The sequence below is a fragment of the Paenibacillus shunpengii genome, from assembly GCF_042684905.1.
GTDB lineage: Bacteria > Bacillota > Bacilli > Paenibacillales > Paenibacillaceae > Paenibacillus > Paenibacillus shunpengii.
Genome location: NZ_JBHUMJ010000003.1, coordinates 1 through 14,228, shown reverse-complemented (window position 1 = coordinate 14,228; position 14,228 = coordinate 1). Strand labels below are relative to the sequence as shown.

Annotated in this window: 9 protein-coding genes, 18 tRNA genes and 1 rRNA gene; 4 read left to right on the top strand and 24 right to left on the bottom strand. The window is 49.4% G+C overall.

From position 1 onward, the window contains the following. Positions 1-37: 37 nt before the first annotated feature. Genes ACFSVM_RS14470 through ACFSVM_RS14460 form a run of 3 tightly spaced genes read right to left on the bottom strand, consistent with a single transcriptional unit; the run spans position 38 to position 3,538 of the window. Complete coding sequence (locus tag ACFSVM_RS14470) at positions 38-976, bottom strand: ABC transporter permease (RefSeq protein ID WP_379263068.1); 939 nt, start codon at positions 974-976, stop codon at positions 38-40. Then, positions 969-2,114: an ABC transporter permease gene (locus ACFSVM_RS14465; RefSeq protein WP_379263066.1), complete on the bottom strand. Its 1,146-nt coding sequence runs from the start codon at positions 2,112-2,114 to the stop codon at positions 969-971. Before ACFSVM_RS14465 ends, ACFSVM_RS14470 begins: the two co-directional genes overlap by 8 nt. Before the next feature lie 29 nt (positions 2,115-2,143). Beyond that, positions 2,144-3,538: an amidohydrolase family protein gene (locus tag ACFSVM_RS14460; RefSeq protein WP_379263064.1), complete on the bottom strand. Its 1,395-nt coding sequence runs from the start codon at positions 3,536-3,538 to the stop codon at positions 2,144-2,146. A gap of 308 nt (positions 3,539-3,846) precedes the next feature. On the opposite strand from ACFSVM_RS14460, the gene ACFSVM_RS14455 reads away from it, so the two are divergent. The 3 genes from ACFSVM_RS14455 to ACFSVM_RS14445 all read left to right on the top strand — a co-directional run bounded on the left by ACFSVM_RS14455 (position 3,847) and on the right by ACFSVM_RS14445 (position 8,306). Continuing rightward, positions 3,847-5,532, top strand: coding sequence for a PucR family transcriptional regulator (locus ACFSVM_RS14455; protein WP_379263062.1), 1,686 nt, complete (start codon positions 3,847-3,849; stop codon positions 5,530-5,532). 108 nt (positions 5,533-5,640) lie between these two features. Beyond that, positions 5,641-7,086 carry a serine hydrolase gene (locus tag ACFSVM_RS14450; protein ID WP_090725883.1) on the top strand — a complete coding sequence of 482 codons (1,446 nt, stop codon included), beginning with the start codon at positions 5,641-5,643 and terminating at the stop codon, positions 7,084-7,086. 44 nt (positions 7,087-7,130) lie between these two features. Further along, on the top strand, positions 7,131-8,306 hold the full coding sequence (locus ACFSVM_RS14445) for an acyl-CoA dehydrogenase family protein (protein WP_256209810.1): 1,176 nt from the start codon (positions 7,131-7,133) through the stop codon (positions 8,304-8,306). 192 nt (positions 8,307-8,498) lie between these two features. On the opposite strand, the gene ACFSVM_RS14440 is transcribed toward ACFSVM_RS14445, so the two are convergent. Further along, on the bottom strand, positions 8,499-10,034 hold the full coding sequence (locus tag ACFSVM_RS14440; protein ID WP_256209811.1) for a uracil/xanthine transporter: 1,536 nt from the start codon (positions 10,032-10,034) through the stop codon (positions 8,499-8,501). Between the two features lie 82 nt (positions 10,035-10,116). Next, a complete protein-coding gene (locus ACFSVM_RS14435) occupies positions 10,117-10,947 on the bottom strand; it encodes an ankyrin repeat domain-containing protein (RefSeq protein ID WP_371264576.1) in 831 nt (276 codons plus the stop codon). Positions 10,948-11,066: 119 nt separating this feature from the next. Between ACFSVM_RS14435 and ACFSVM_RS14430 the strand changes: the two genes are divergently transcribed. After that, positions 11,067-11,960, top strand: coding sequence for a LysR family transcriptional regulator (locus tag ACFSVM_RS14430; RefSeq protein ID WP_076314931.1), 894 nt, complete (start codon positions 11,067-11,069; stop codon positions 11,958-11,960). A 145-nt stretch (positions 11,961-12,105) separates the two neighbouring features. Here ACFSVM_RS14430 and ACFSVM_RS14425 read toward each other — a convergent pair. From ACFSVM_RS14425 to rrf, 19 genes are all read right to left on the bottom strand, one after another. Further along, positions 12,106-12,176 (bottom strand) — tRNA-Gly (locus ACFSVM_RS14425). A 13-nt stretch (positions 12,177-12,189) separates the two neighbouring features. After that, a tRNA-Pro gene (locus ACFSVM_RS14420) sits at positions 12,190-12,263 on the bottom strand. 46 nt (positions 12,264-12,309) lie between these two features. After that, positions 12,310-12,386, bottom strand: a tRNA-Arg gene (locus tag ACFSVM_RS14415). A 6-nt stretch (positions 12,387-12,392) separates the two neighbouring features. Next, a tRNA-Gly gene (locus tag ACFSVM_RS14410) sits at positions 12,393-12,467 on the bottom strand. An 8-nt stretch (positions 12,468-12,475) separates the two neighbouring features. After that, positions 12,476-12,562 (bottom strand) — tRNA-Leu (locus ACFSVM_RS14405). Positions 12,563-12,580: 18 nt separating this feature from the next. Next, positions 12,581-12,653: transfer RNA gene (locus ACFSVM_RS14400), tRNA-Lys, on the bottom strand. Positions 12,654-12,662: 9 nt separating this feature from the next. Further along, positions 12,663-12,737: transfer RNA gene (locus ACFSVM_RS14395), tRNA-Gln, on the bottom strand. Positions 12,738-12,758: 21 nt separating this feature from the next. Continuing rightward, a tRNA-His gene (locus tag ACFSVM_RS14390) sits at positions 12,759-12,834 on the bottom strand. A gap of 17 nt (positions 12,835-12,851) precedes the next feature. Then, positions 12,852-12,937, bottom strand: a tRNA-Tyr gene (locus ACFSVM_RS14385). A gap of 11 nt (positions 12,938-12,948) precedes the next feature. Further along, positions 12,949-13,024: transfer RNA gene (locus tag ACFSVM_RS14380), tRNA-Thr, on the bottom strand. A gap of 47 nt (positions 13,025-13,071) precedes the next feature. Further along, a tRNA-Asp gene (locus tag ACFSVM_RS14375) sits at positions 13,072-13,148 on the bottom strand. An 11-nt stretch (positions 13,149-13,159) separates the two neighbouring features. Beyond that, positions 13,160-13,233, bottom strand: a tRNA-Met gene (locus ACFSVM_RS14370). Between the two features lie 10 nt (positions 13,234-13,243). Further along, positions 13,244-13,316: transfer RNA gene (locus ACFSVM_RS14365), tRNA-Val, on the bottom strand. 8 nt (positions 13,317-13,324) lie between these two features. After that, positions 13,325-13,396: transfer RNA gene (locus ACFSVM_RS14360), tRNA-Glu, on the bottom strand. Between the two features lie 32 nt (positions 13,397-13,428). Next, a tRNA-Ser gene (locus tag ACFSVM_RS14355) sits at positions 13,429-13,520 on the bottom strand. A gap of 48 nt (positions 13,521-13,568) precedes the next feature. Continuing rightward, a tRNA-Asn gene (locus ACFSVM_RS14350) sits at positions 13,569-13,641 on the bottom strand. A gap of 4 nt (positions 13,642-13,645) precedes the next feature. Continuing rightward, positions 13,646-13,721: transfer RNA gene (locus tag ACFSVM_RS14345), tRNA-Ala, on the bottom strand. Positions 13,722-13,745: 24 nt separating this feature from the next. Continuing rightward, positions 13,746-13,822: transfer RNA gene (locus ACFSVM_RS14340), tRNA-Ile, on the bottom strand. A 48-nt stretch (positions 13,823-13,870) separates the two neighbouring features. After that, positions 13,871-13,987: ribosomal RNA gene (gene rrf, locus ACFSVM_RS14335) — 5S ribosomal RNA — on the bottom strand. Between the last annotated feature and the right edge of the window lie 241 nt (positions 13,988-14,228).

Here is a 14,228-nt window from a genome sequence, read left to right as displayed (position 1 = left end):
ATCTCCTCCTTCCGTGTATCAATCATCCAGGCACTGCTCATGCATGACGATTGGCTGCACTTTTATAAGGTTTGCCTGTCGCAGCCGGCTGTCTTGCCTTACCTGAGAACCAGGCCAGCGCAAGCATGGTCAGAAGATAAGGAAACATCAGCATGAACTGGTAAGGAATCTCGATGCCGAAGGACTGAATACGAAGCTGTAGTGCGTCAGCCCCTCCGAATAATAAGGAAGCTCCCATCGTCCCCGCGGGTGTCCAGCGGCCAAAGATTACAGCCGATAGCGCAATAAACCCTCTGCCCGCTACCATATTCTCCGTGAATTGATTCAGAATGCCGAGTGACAGTGCACAGCCTGCAAGACCTGCGAGCATACCGCCAATGAGACAGCAGGTGTAGCGAACCCGATGCACCCTGACCCCGAGCGTATCTGTCGCAAGCGGGTTCTCGCCTACAGCGCGGACTGTCAGTCCCCAGCGGGTTCGGTATAAGACAACACTTGTGATCGGAACCAGTAAAAATGCGAGGTAAGCCAGCAGGTTTTGTTCAAATATAGCGGGGCCGATCCAGGGTATACTTTGAAGAAAAGGAATATGAGGTACGGGAACCGCATCCACTTGAATCGTTTCTGTACCCATACCCAGAAGACTCCTGCCAAAGACTGTGGTCAAACCAAGACCTAGGAGATTCAGCGCTGTGCCGATGATGACCTGGTCCGCGCCGGTCGTTACGGTCAAGAATGCAAAGATGATGCCAACCAAGCCGCAGACCAGAACTCCAGCAGCCAGCCCGGCCCATACATTACCGCCATAGTACGCACCCACCACTCCAGCCAGTGCCCCGATCAGCACCATGCCCTCCATGCCGATGTTCAGAATCCCACTTTTGGACATGAACAGCACACCAATTGCGGCCAGTAGCAGGGGTATGGAGAGCCGGATTGCAGCAGCCACATAACTGATCCATAGCTCTTCACCCATTTTTTCCGCCTCCTGCCTTGGACAGAGACACCTTGCCCGGATGAGCACCAGCATGCGCCCCTTCGAGTTTGTGCAGCATCCAATTTGTAATTTGACGTTTGTATTTGCCAAACCAATATCTGTTACATACTACGATGATAATCATCAGCGCCTGAATGACGAGCACGAGCGAGGTTGAAGCACCGGTCACTCGCTGCATTGCATTCGCTCCGCTCTTCATCCCTCCGAACAATAGTGCCGATACCATATTGCCGAGCGGATGCGTATTTCCGAGCAGTGCCACCGCAATTCCCTCATAGCCATAGCCTGGTGAGAAATTTTGCAATAGCCTGTGCTGAACGCCGGCAATTTCGATGTATCCGCCGAGCCCGGCCAGCCCACCGCTGACGAGCATCACCATAACCATGTTCCTTCTCACCGGCATCCCCATGACTTTGGCCGCCTGTCCGTTAAGTCCTGTGGAGCGTATCTCATAGCCCCAGGTCGTCCTGTGGAGCAGGAAATACATAAGAACCGCAACGACAATGGCGATGATAAAACCATAGTGCAGCCTGGACCCGAGCAGTGTCGGCAGAACCGAGCTATCCGGAAGGGGGGCCGATTGAGGCATACTCCCATTCGGATCCTTCAGAGGGCCTGTGACCATATAGCTGATCAAATAAATTGCGATATAATTCAGCATAATGGTGTTAATGATCTCGCTTGCTCCCCGCCCTACCTTAAGCAGTCCGGCGATGCTGCCCCAGATTGCTCCGCCAAGACAGCCGCACAAGAGAGAGAGCGGTAAATGCAAGAGAAACGGAGTATCTGCCGGCATAAGCAGGGCAGCCATCGCCCCTGTAAGGGCTCCAATGTAGATCTGACCCTCCGCTCCAATATTGAACAGCCCGCTTCGATAAGCAAAGCTGTAGCTCAGGCCCGCAAACAAGAGCGGAGTTGCTTTTACCAGAGTCTCTTTGATACTGTTCACACTGCCTGCTGCCCCCTGCCAGATCAGCCCGTATGCTTCGAGCGGTGATACACCCGCCGCAGCCATCACAAGCCCTCCTGCAACCAGGGCCAGCAGAATGGCAAACGCATAGAAGATAAGCTCCATCCCCCACTCTACGCTTCTGGTCACCCACCTTCGATGTGACATTCCATCCCCTCCTTCTATAGAAGACGTAGTTAGCTGCGGACACTGTAAACAGGATAACGGTTCATCAGCTTCTCCCTTAACCGATCCACCCTTGCCTGTGCCCGCCTGATGATCTCCTCCTCATCAACGAGCGTGCAGCGTCCAGCTTCCACAACTATCTGTCCATTTACAAGCACCGTATGAACATCGTTCCCATTGGCGTTATAGACGAGTGCAGAGGAATAACGATGAATTGGGGCAATATGGGCTTTTTGCATATCAATAATGACGATATCTGCCTTCTTCCCGGGCTCAAGCGAGCCCAAATCCTTCTCTCTGCCCATCGCCTTGGCTCCGCCGCGGGTACCCATTTCGAGTACCTCCATGGGAGGGAGCATCGTGGAATCCAAATGATGCACTTTATGCAGACATGCCGTGAACTTCAGCACTTCAAGATTATCCTGACAGTTGTTACTGCCCGGTCCATCTGTACCTAGCGCAACATTGATGCCTGCCTTTCGCATTTCAGGCACCCTTGCAACGCCGGAGGCAAGATACATATTAGATACCGGACAATGAATAACGGATGCCTGGTGCTTAGCAAGGAGTTCAAGCTCGCCGTCATCGAGCCATATTCCGTGCACCACCTGAGTCCTTGGACCAAGCATGCCGACTGCTTCGACCAGCTCCAGATTCCGAAGTCCAAACCGGGACAGCGTATTGTCAATCTGATCACTCGTTTCGGCGACATGAATATGCGTGATCAAGTTCCGGTCCCGGCTGAATTTGGCCGCCCGTTCAAGGAACGGTCTGGAGCAGCCGTACAAATTTAATGGACCCATAGCAATCTCGATCCGTCCTGTTCCTTCCCCCTGCCAGCGGTCTAGCAGCGCTGCTGTACGCTCGAAGATGACGTCCTCCTCTTCTCTCAGCCTCGGCTCGTAGCTTAGGTCCACTCCCCCGCGAGCCAGATGTCCGCGGATCCCTGATTCCACCATGGCCCGGAGTACATTCTCCGTATTCTCCTCGTAGGTATGAATATAATGGTGATCCATGATGTATGTAGCGCCTGACTTTAAATTTTCGATACATCCAATCAGTGCTGCCAAATAAAAATCCTCTGCCTCCATAGCAAGCGATCCCGGCCAAATCACCTGCCGCAGCCACTCGGACAAGGGATGGTCATCTGACACGCCGCGAAGAAAGGTCTGAAATAGATGCGTGTGGCCGTTAATGAGACCGGGGATGACCGCTTTGCCGCCAGCGTCTATTTTGTGATCTGCCTCCAGCAGATGGCGGATACTCCCTTCCTCCAGAGGCCATGCTCCTGTCTCTACAATTTGGTCATGCTGGATGTATACATAGCCCGGAGAATACACTTCATTGTCCGCATTCATCGTCAGAATCGTGCCATTATATATAAGCGTTGTACTAATGATGATCACTTCCTGCCTAATGTTAGTATTTGTTACATTTCTGTGAATTGATCTCATCATAAAGGATTGAATATTTCATTGTCATTGGCTATAGTAGACTAAAACATTTTAATTTGTTGGTTAAGTTAACCATTTAATTGTAGTAACCTAACGTATATCTAACATATTATGTTTGAAAAAGTGAGCGTTTTCGCTTCCTCACTATTTCTAGCTATTAAGAATCTTCACGCATGACTCAATCCTTCAACAGGATAGCATTCTGATAAAATTCTGATACAGAAGTACTCCTCATGAATCGAAACCTTCGGAGGTAATCTATGAAAATATCCGATTTGCTCGACATTCCCATGCTCGCCAGCTCCCGGGTAACCGCCGGACGCGAGGGACTTTATCGTGATGTGTACTCAGTCAATATGATGGACTCGCCCGACATCTTCGAATACCTCAAGCCTAATGAGCTCCTCCTTACCACCGGATATGCCATCAAAGACAAGCCCGAGATATTAACACAGCTGGTCACAAGGATGGCTGAGCTGGGCTGTGCCGGACTTGGCATTAAGACAAAGCGGTATCTTGATCACATTCCTGAAGAGGCCAAAGAGGCCGCGGACCGTCTTCAGTTTCCACTACTGGAGCTGTCGCTCGACTGCGCGCTCTCCGAAGCGCTGCATCAGCTGCTGGCCCGTATTATGGAATCCCGAACAGAGGAGATGAGATATGCACTTGAGAGCCACCGATACTTCTCCGACATTCTTCTGGAAGGCAAAAGCCTTCAAACGATTCTGGAGGAGCTCGCAAGGCTCCTCTCCTATCCCGTACTTCTTGTGAACCGCAGCTTGGAGCCTTTTGCTACATCATCCGGATTTGGAACTGCCTACTCCTCGCTCCTGCAAGATATCTCGAACTGGCTGCCATCTATGCTGCATGGGGCCCGCTCTCCCAGCATCCCGCTGCCACCCGGCAGTGCTGTTCCTTTTTCCTATTTGCTTCAGTATCCGATCCAGACTGATCAGTCCCAAGGATACCTGCTGTCCTTTACGAATCAGAATCCGGTCAGCACGCTCTCCTTGCTCACACTCGAGCAGGCAGCGAACGTAATCAGCTTTGATCTGCTGAAGCGCCAGGCTGTCAAGGAACGCTCCCGCCGCTACAAGAACGACTTCTTCGGCGACCTTGTGGATGGACTGATCTCAGACAAGCAGGACCTGATTCATCGCGGGCGCCGATATGGACTCAGTGAACAGCGCTCGTATTACTGTGTTGTGCTGAAGAAGGATGCCCCTCTCCGCAGCCACAATAGCTTCAGCTCCTATTCACCATTGCTGCCGAGTGACTCCATCAGAGGGCGCACAGCTTCAATGAAGGAAGATCTGTATGAGCTCGTGAAGGGGGAAGCTAAGGCGAGCGATTTCTCATTCATTCTTTTTTCCAAAAATGATGCCGTCGTCATGCTGCTTCCAGTGAATACCCTCGAGGAAGCGGCCCCAGACGAGCACCAGCTGCCTGAACGTCTTCTCGCCTCACGCTTGAAGCAGATGATTCATTCGCTCTGGTCTCAGCATGAAGTATCGCTGTCCGTCGGGGTCAGCAATACTGCAGATGAGCTGTCTCAGCTGCCGCGAGCTTACCAAGAAGCACTCGATGCATTGCAGACGGGTCTGCACAGCCAGCAGCAGCGCTACGTGCAGTTCTATCATGTCAAGGAGTTATCTGACCTGTTGCGGATGCTTCCGCAGGAGGACCTGCAGGAGTTTATCAAAGAAACGTTCGCACACTTGCTCTTTCTGGAGGACAAGGAACGCGGAGAGCTCTTGAAGACGCTGCGGAGTTTTTTGGATAATCACTGCCATATTGCCGATACGGCCAAGCAATTGTACCTCCACCGAAATACGGTGATTTATCGGCTGGACAAATGTGAGCAGCTGACAGGCCGCTCTCTGCGCCTGCCTGCCAACAGCCTGCGCTTTAGAGCAGCGTTTTTGATGGAGGAGTTATTAAATTAATGCACCATTATATGGGTTGTTTACCAACTTTCAATCCTATAAAATGAAACCAGTGTGGTTAGATCCATTACATAAGGTCATAATCAGAATTGGAGGCTTACTTACAACATGATTAGATTCAGCACGTCTGTTCATAAAATATCGATGTTTAACCGAACATTATCAGCTATACTTGTCACCTCTGCATTACTATCACAGTCAGTAGGCATTTCGCCGGTTCAGGCTGCTTCCGCAGCTTCTGTTGCTTCCGCCGTGACCAAGCCAGCTTCCATTACAGTCGACAGCCAGTCCGTCACGTGGGAATACGCCCCTTTTGTTGAGAAGGGAACGACCTACGCTCCCCTTAGACAGGCGGCCGCTGCTCTCGGCGGGCAAGTGAAATGGAACCAAGCCAAACAAACGGTGGAAATTTATGATCATGGCGATACCATTACACATCGTGCAGGAACCAACGTTATTCAAATCAATGAAGTTCGGCTCATGCTCCCTGCCCCATCCAAGAACATGAGCGGCACACTTATGATTCCGCTTCGTTCTCTCTCGGATGCGATGAAAGCAGGGCTGCAGTTAACGAATACCTCTTCCCAGATGATCATCACCCTGAAATCAGATTCGTCGACGATCATGAGTAGTGAATCGGCAGCGATTGACCAGTATCTTAAGGAAGCAGGGTATTCAGGCATTGCACTCATTGCAAGCAACGGAGACATTCAGTTGAGAAAAGGTTACGGGTTATCCGACCACAATTCCCTTGTTCGCCCGGATCAAAAATCGCGCATTGCCTCCATCACCAAAGGCTTTACAGCCGCAGCGATCATGCAGCAGGTTCAGCAGGGAAATATTTCGCTTGAAGACCCTGTTTCCAAATACGTATCCGGAATTGACCGCGGTAATGAGATTACCATTCATATGCTGCTCTCACATACTTCCGGGCTTCCTTCCAATTTTACGCGCGCGGAAGGAATTACTATGGAGGATACACTGGCGGAGATTCGTACGAAGAAGCTGATGGCAGAGCCAGGTGCTGAATACCGGTACAGCAATAACGGATACATTTTGCTGGCTGCTATTCTGGAGCGTGTGTCGGGCAAAGAGTACGGCGTATATCTCCATGAGCAGTTCTTCAAGCCGATTGGCATGAAGGATACAGGTACGGCAACCCCTTCTACCAAAACGATCAAAGGCTATACGGATCAGAAGGGTACATGGGCTGAGGCCAGCTATTATGTTTCCCAATCCGGAACCGGTACGCTGTATTCTACAGTCGATGATCTGCTGAAATGGGATCAGGCTCTGCGAGGAAATAAGGTGCTGTCGGAGGAAATTCAAGAGACCATGTACACGCCATATTCTGATCGAAACTATGGATACGGCTGGATGGTCAGTGAAACAGAAGAGGGTACGGTCGTATTCCATAACGGCAGCGGTACAGGCTACTCCACAGGTATTTCACGCAATCTGGATAACGGCATAACGGTCATCCTGCTCGGCAACCATGCTGGAATGGATATGACAGGCATGCTCAACCATATTCAGGAGATGGCTCTCAAGTAATAGACGTTAATTTCAGGTCAGACCAACGAAGAGAGGTGTCACTCGTGTTTCATAAACCACAGAAGGATCATATTGAGATCATCGGAAGCATAGCCGATCAGCATATGGATAGTGCAGCAAGAGCAGATGAGCAGAATGAGCTGAACTACGCACTAATAGAAGATCTGCTGTCAGCAGGCTACCACACCTATTCTGTTCCCAAGGAGTATGGAGGACTCGGCGTATCTCTCTCTGATTTCTTACAGTGTCAGGAGCGTATCGCCATGGTGGATGCTGCAACAGCTCTCGCCATTGGATGGCATCATATTACGGTATTCAACGTAGGTCAGAATCAGCTATGGGATGAAGCAGCCTTTCATGCTTTATGCAGAGCCGTTGTATCGGAAGGTGCCTTGGTTAATGCAGCAGATTCGGAAAAAGCGACGGGAAGCCCTTCACGTGGCGGGAAGCCGCAGACCTCTGCAGAGAAGACTTCGGATGGCAATGGCTATGTGCTGACAGGGCGGAAGACATTTACGTCGCTATCGACGGCGCTGCATTATTATGTCGTATCCGCCACAGATACGGTGACTGGTGAAGTAGGTGAGTATCTGGTTCATAAAGATAATCCAGGTGTAAGTATTGAGCCCACCTGGAACATGACAGGCATGCGCGGGACGGCCAGCCATGATCTTGTGCTGAACCAAGTGCAGCTGCCTGAAAATGCGCTGGTTCGAAGACGCCCTGCAGGGAAGAAATCCATTCGTCCCAACGCCTACTTGCTTAACATTCCAGCCGTATATCTTGGGATCGCCCAAGGAGCAAGGAGAGAAGCACTTCGTTTCGCTGCGGCATATCAGCCGAATAGCCTGACCCATCCCATTATCGAGCTGCCTCACATTCAGCACAAGATCGGGCAGCTCGAGATGGAGCTGACGATAGCCCGGCATTTTTTGTACAGTGTAGCGGCTAGATGGGAGCAGCTGGAGCGGCCTTTGACAGACAGCGACTTGGCCCGAATCGCTCCCGATCTTGGCGCAGCCAAGACCTTTGCCGTTCAGAACGCACTCTCTATTGTGGATACAGCCATGCGAATCGTCGGAGTTCACAGTCTGGCCAGCTCCCACCCGCTCTCACGCATGTATCGTGATGTAAGATTCGGACTCCATAATCCGCCGATGGACGACGCTGTTTATCAGATGCTGGCCAATCGCGCCATCAGTGAAGTTCCCTTAAGCTAAATTTTTAAATGAAAAAAGAAGCTACGAAACACTGCCTTCCGCCTAAAGCTGGCATGTGATTCGTAGCTTCCTATCATTCTTCTCACCTGATATTATTTTCTATTAGATATAGCTGGCAGCAACACCGTAAGCTTATCCTGATTTTTGCTCATATTACTAGTTTTCACTACCAACCTAACCTGAACCTTCTACTCATCCCATATTTTTATTTAATTTGGCCGTTTCGTATTTATCCCAGCCCACCATATTCTCTAAAATAATGACTAGCACTACTCCTATCACAAGTCCATTGGACAACAGGGGCGTAAGCAGCGGAGGAAAGTCTCTAAAAGCAGAGATCGGTATGTTCATGATGCTTATTCCAACAAGCACAGGCAGTGCCACCCGATAGATGGTCTTCGGATTAAATACCGCACCTTGGAACGTGCGAATGGCCGTACCGAACATTTGAAGATACGCGGCAAACAGTACCGCATTTCCGACCGTTAGAGGCAGCTGGGCCAGCCATCCGCTTAACGAAGGGAACACCCCGACAATAATGAACATCAGAGATCCAGCTAGTAGAGCCGCACGCCGGAGAACCTTTGTATTCTCTAGAAATCCGATCGAGGACGCAAATGTGCCAAAGGGAATCAATCCCAGGCATCCTCCGAGCACCGAGAATAGATTGGTGAATATAAATGCCCTTTTGTACTGCCCCGAAGTTGCTGTTCGATTGAATAATTTCCCTGCAGCGGTTAGGCTCGTTAACGTATTCGTCATGTTCACAAGTCCGGCAAGCAGCCCAACCATTATAATCCCCGGCTCTAATCCAAAATTACCCCAGGGCATCCACTGCCATAATGCATCACTGCCTGCCGAGCCCCCTGTAGAAGCAGCAGATGCGGCCGATCCCGAATTCTGACCAAACAACAATGTATAGGCTATCCAGCCAAACACAATTCCCCCAAGAAGCGAGAATTGTCCCCATTTCCCTTTACCTTTGAGATGAATAACAGCGACTACCAGGATAATCACTAGGGATAGACCTGCAAGAGGCAGATTCCATGTACCGTTCTGATCATAGCCGATCATACCTTTGAAGAATGTATTAGCCAACTGAAATGTAAGCAGCAACAGATACACGCCCATTACGATCGGGGTAAACACACGCTGCAATATGCGAATAAATCCGCACATCGCCAAAATAATGACCATCACACTCGACAAGATAAACCCGCTCATCAAACTCGACGCTACTGTTGCGAGATCCATTCCCATTGCGGGAGCAGACGCACAAATACTAAGCACCACACCCCACCACACGCCGGCAGGTCCATCCATGAGTGCATATCGGTGCCCCCATATAACCTGGACGATACATAGCAGCCCCGTCAAAATAAAAGAACGCTGCATCGAAGCAGCTATTTCTTCAGGCGGTAGCCCTAACGCATGACCAATCGATAGCGGCACCATCACGGTATTCGTAAACAAAAAGAAGAGCCACTGCACACCGGCAAGCAGCACATTCCATGAAAACCTCGATCTGAGCTCAACGCGAGATACTTTCGATCGCAGGTCAGAAATTGTAGTCTTTGATCTTAACTCAGCACGCGTTGTCTGATTCTTGTCATGGTCGAATTCGTTTTTTTCTCCGATCTTATCGAGCATTGTATTCGATGCCTTGTTTAGATGATTCTCTTTATCTTTCATTTCCCATCTCGATGTGGGTGTCTTCTCTGTACTCATTATTAAACCAGCTTTCAAATTTCAATATATCTAATATCCTTGTTGAATCTCACTCATATTTATGTTGTAATCGTTAGTCCTTCTATTTAGCACCAGCATTCTCCAGGATTGCAATTATATCCGTGTAATTTCGGCTCTTCGCATGCGCCAGGGGCGATACACCTTCTCCATCAGCCAGGTTCACATCTGCACCATGTTCAACGAGCAGCTTCACAATTTGAGTATGCCGTTCTCCGCCATCTCCTAGAATAACCGCCTCTAACAGCGCAGTCCATCCGAGATTGTTGATATGATCAATATCTACATCCGAATGCTCAAGCAGATATTCGACAATCTGAACATGGCCTCGATCAGCTGCCGGTATTAATGCAGTGCCTCCGAACCGATTCGTAAGTGTTGTATCTGCACCTGCTTCAACCATCAGCTTCACAATCTCCGGTCTGCCTTCAGCTCCAGCATAGAGAAGCGGGTTATCGCTGCGCTGATCTCTCAGGTTCAAATCTGCCCCTTTCTGGATAAGAGCCTCTACCGTATCAGGCTTATTACCATAAGTCGCTGCAAGGATCGCCGTTCTTCCTCGTTCATCCGTAACATTAATATCAATACCTTGCTCCAGCATGGTAAGAACCTTGTCCGTATCTCCAAGCTCTGCTGCATTTATAAAATCCGTAGAGTTCACTTGATCATCCTCCTGACTATGATTCTTATTGTTATTTTGCTGTGCTCCTGCGTTGGGAGAATCCTCAGATTCGATGGCGCGATCAGCTGTGCCCGAATTCATAGATTGATCTGCTTCTGTATCAGAAGCCGTTTGTGCATCATGCCGGGATTTTTCTGAATCTCCATCCATTGCACAGCCTGCGATCAACGTCATCATAACTAATATTGATAAGGAAGTCTGTAATAACCTCACATCATCCCTCCACCACTGTGCTATGTTTTTATGGTATCATGGGGAATACTATATTAAAAATATTTAAAACCTTGCTAAAGTATAGGATTATCATATAGATAAGGATGAGGATTTAACGGATGGATATTAAGCAGCTACGTTATTTTATTGCTTTGGCAGAAGAATTGCAGGTTACCTCAGCAGCGCATAGACTTCATATGTCACAGCCTCCTCTGAGCCAGCAGCTGAAGCTGATGGAAACAGAACTCGGTGTCCCTTTGTTCTATCGGAACGGGAGACAGTTAGAGCTTACTTCCTCGGGAAAGACGTTATATGAGCATGCGTTAACCATCACCCGCTTGATGGAAGAAGCTACTGCAGAGGTGCAGGAATCGGGTCTTGGAGTCAGAGGAAAATTGTCCATTGGCATCAACACACTGTCAGATGAGAAGCTGCCAAAGGTACTGAGTACTTTTCGCACCCTCTATCCGAAAGTTACTTTTAAAATTCAACAGAACGAAACCAACACACTTGCCAAACTAATCAAAGAAAGAACACTGGATTTAGCCATAATACGCCTCCCCATAGCACTAGAGGAGTTTGACTATGAAGTGCTTGGCACGGAGCCTCTATATTTTGTAACTGGAGCCCATCAAGCAAGCACAGATCAGTTAGACCATGAATCCGTAGATTCCATTCCTTATGAGAGGGTGTCGGAGTATCCTTTAATCCTGCCAAGTACAGAAGGACTGGGCTTATATCACTTGATCCTGGATCAGTTTCACAGTCGAGGCCTGTCGCCTGTAATCATAGGAGAATGCTCTGATATTGGAATGCTCGTTGAACTCGTCGCCTCAGGATTCGGCTCTTCGATTCTGCCTAGAAGCTCCTTGCATCGATATAAAGGTGAACGAATCCTCACTTATCAAATTGCGGGGCCTCAGGAAACATCTAGTTCAGCCGTCATTTGGCTCAAGCAGCATTACCTTAGCAAAGCCGCTCAGAAGCTCATTGATCTGTACAAGACTTTGTGATTCGCTTGTGGAATAACAATTATGCGTAGTAAACCATCGCAGTATTATAGTGACGAAACAGACATAGTTAAGTTAATTTGTAATATATTCTAATGCTGTGCACAAAAAAAGCCTTCCGCATAAAGCGAAAGGCTTTTCTTAAGTAAGCGGGTGATGGGAATCGAACCCACGCTACCAGCTTGGAAGGCTGGAGTTCTACCATTGAACTACACCCGCAAAATATATAAAATCGGGATGACACGATTTGAACATGCGACCCCCTGGTCCCAAACCAGGTGCTCTACCAAGCTGAGCTACATCCCGTTACACAGATTAAGAATGATAATGGCCTGTTATCATTTCATAAAAGTGGCGCGCCCTGAGAGATTCGAACTCCCGACCTTTTGATTCGTAGTCAAACGCTCTATCCAGCTGAGCTAAGGGCGCGTATTATGGAGCGGAAGACGGGAATCGAACCCGCGACCCTCGCCTTGGCAAGGCGATGCTCTACCGCTGAGCCACTTCCGCAAAACATATGGTGCGGTCGAGAGGACTCGAACCTCCACGGCTGTTACACCACTAGAACCTGAATCTAGCGCGTCTGCCAATTCCGCCACGACCGCATATGTTATTTAAAAAAGTGAGCCATGAAGGACTCGAACCTTCGACACCCTGATTAAAAGTCAGGTGCTCTACCAACTGAGCTAATGGCTCTCATTAAAATGGCTGGGGATATAGGATTCGAACCTATGCATGACGGAGTCAAAGTCCGTTGCCTTACCGCTTGGCTAATCCCCAACAGTGATAAGGAGTAAATAATGGGGCGATCGATGGGACTTGAACCCACGAGTGCCGGAGCCACAATCCGGTGCGTTAACCCCTTCGCCACGACCGCCATATTTTTAAAAAAACTGGTGGAGGATGATGGATTCGAACCACCGAACCCTTACGGGAGCAGATTTACAGTCTGATGCGTTTGGCCACTTCGCTAATCCTCCATATGAAACTATGGTGCCGGCGAGAGGACTTGAACCCCCAACCTACTGATTACAAGTCAGTTGCTCTACCAGTTGAGCTACACCGGCGAATTGATTACCAAAACTGTATTCCAAATCAGAAGTAAACAATGAAATGGCGGAACTGACGGGATTCGAACCCGCGATCTCCTGCGTGACAGGCAGGCATGTTAGGCCTCTACACCACAGTTCCATGTAATTTAATTGCGGGGGCAGGATTTGAACCTGCGACCTTCGGGTTATGAGCCCGACGAGCTACCGAGCTGCTCCACCCCGCGATATTAAGAATGGAGACTGAGGGGATCGAACCCCCGACCCTCTGCTTGTAAGGCAGATGCTCTCCCAGCTGAGCTAAGTCTCCATATAAAGTGACCCGTAGGGGATTCGAACCCCTGTTACCTCCGTGAAAGGGAGGTGTCTTAACCCCTTGACCAACGGGCCTTACTAAAAGTATTACTTGTCCAATAAGTTAGTGGCGGAGAAAGAGGGATTCGAACCCTCGAGACGCTTGTGACGCCTACACGATTTCCAATCGTGCTCCTTCGGCCAGCTCGGACACTTCTCCGTGAGAGCTAAGTCCCTGAGAGCAAATGAATGCTCTCAGGATATTGGACTCCCCGAACAGGACTCGAACCTGTGACAACTCGATTAACAGTCGAGTGCTCTACCAACTGAGCTATCAGGGATCAATGGTGGAGCCAAGCGGGATCGAACCGCTGACCTCCTGCTTGCAAGGCAGGCGCTCTCCCAGCTGAGCTATGGCCCCAAAATAAAGGAATGTTAAGTTAAATGGTGGGCCCTAGTGGACTCGAACCACCGACCTCACCCTTATCAGGGGTGCGCTCTAACCAGCTGAGCTAAGGGCCCTAATATTTAAAAATACTGTACAGGGCAAAAAAATAACCCTTAGGGTTTGCTTGGCGGCGTCCTACTCTCCCAGGACCCTGCGGTCCAAGTACCATCGGCGCTGGAGGGCTTAACGGTCGTGTTCGGGATGGGTACGTGTGGAACCCCTCCGCTATCGCCACCAAACATGATTTTTGCGCTGTGATATCTTCGGCGAATCATCACCAGCAAAATATCAATCCTTAAAAAGGACATGCAGCTTCAAATCTTTACAAGGATTTACTCCCTGAAAACTAGACACGAAACAATTCACGATTTATGCTTATGCTTTCGAAGCAAGTTTTCTTCGAAAACTCTTAGGATAAGCCCTCGACCGATTAGTACTGGTCAGCTCCATGCATTGCTGCACTTCCACCCCCAGCCTATC

Coding starts and splice junctions, on each gene's coding strand:
- ACFSVM_RS14470 (WP_379263068.1), bottom strand. CDS start 976: ATGGGTGAAGAGCTATGGATCAGTTATGTGGCTGCTGCAATCCGGCTC.
- ACFSVM_RS14465 (WP_379263066.1), bottom strand. CDS start 2,114: ATGTCACATCGAAGGTGGGTGACCAGAAGCGTAGAGTGGGGGATGGAG.
- ACFSVM_RS14455 (WP_379263062.1), top strand. CDS start 3,847: ATGAAAATATCCGATTTGCTCGACATTCCCATGCTCGCCAGCTCCCGG.
- ACFSVM_RS14450 (WP_090725883.1), top strand. CDS start 5,641: ATGATTAGATTCAGCACGTCTGTTCATAAAATATCGATGTTTAACCGA.
- ACFSVM_RS14440 (WP_256209811.1), bottom strand. CDS start 10,034: ATGAGTACAGAGAAGACACCCACATCGAGATGGGAAATGAAAGATAAA.
- ACFSVM_RS14430 (WP_076314931.1), top strand. CDS start 11,067: ATGGATATTAAGCAGCTACGTTATTTTATTGCTTTGGCAGAAGAATTG.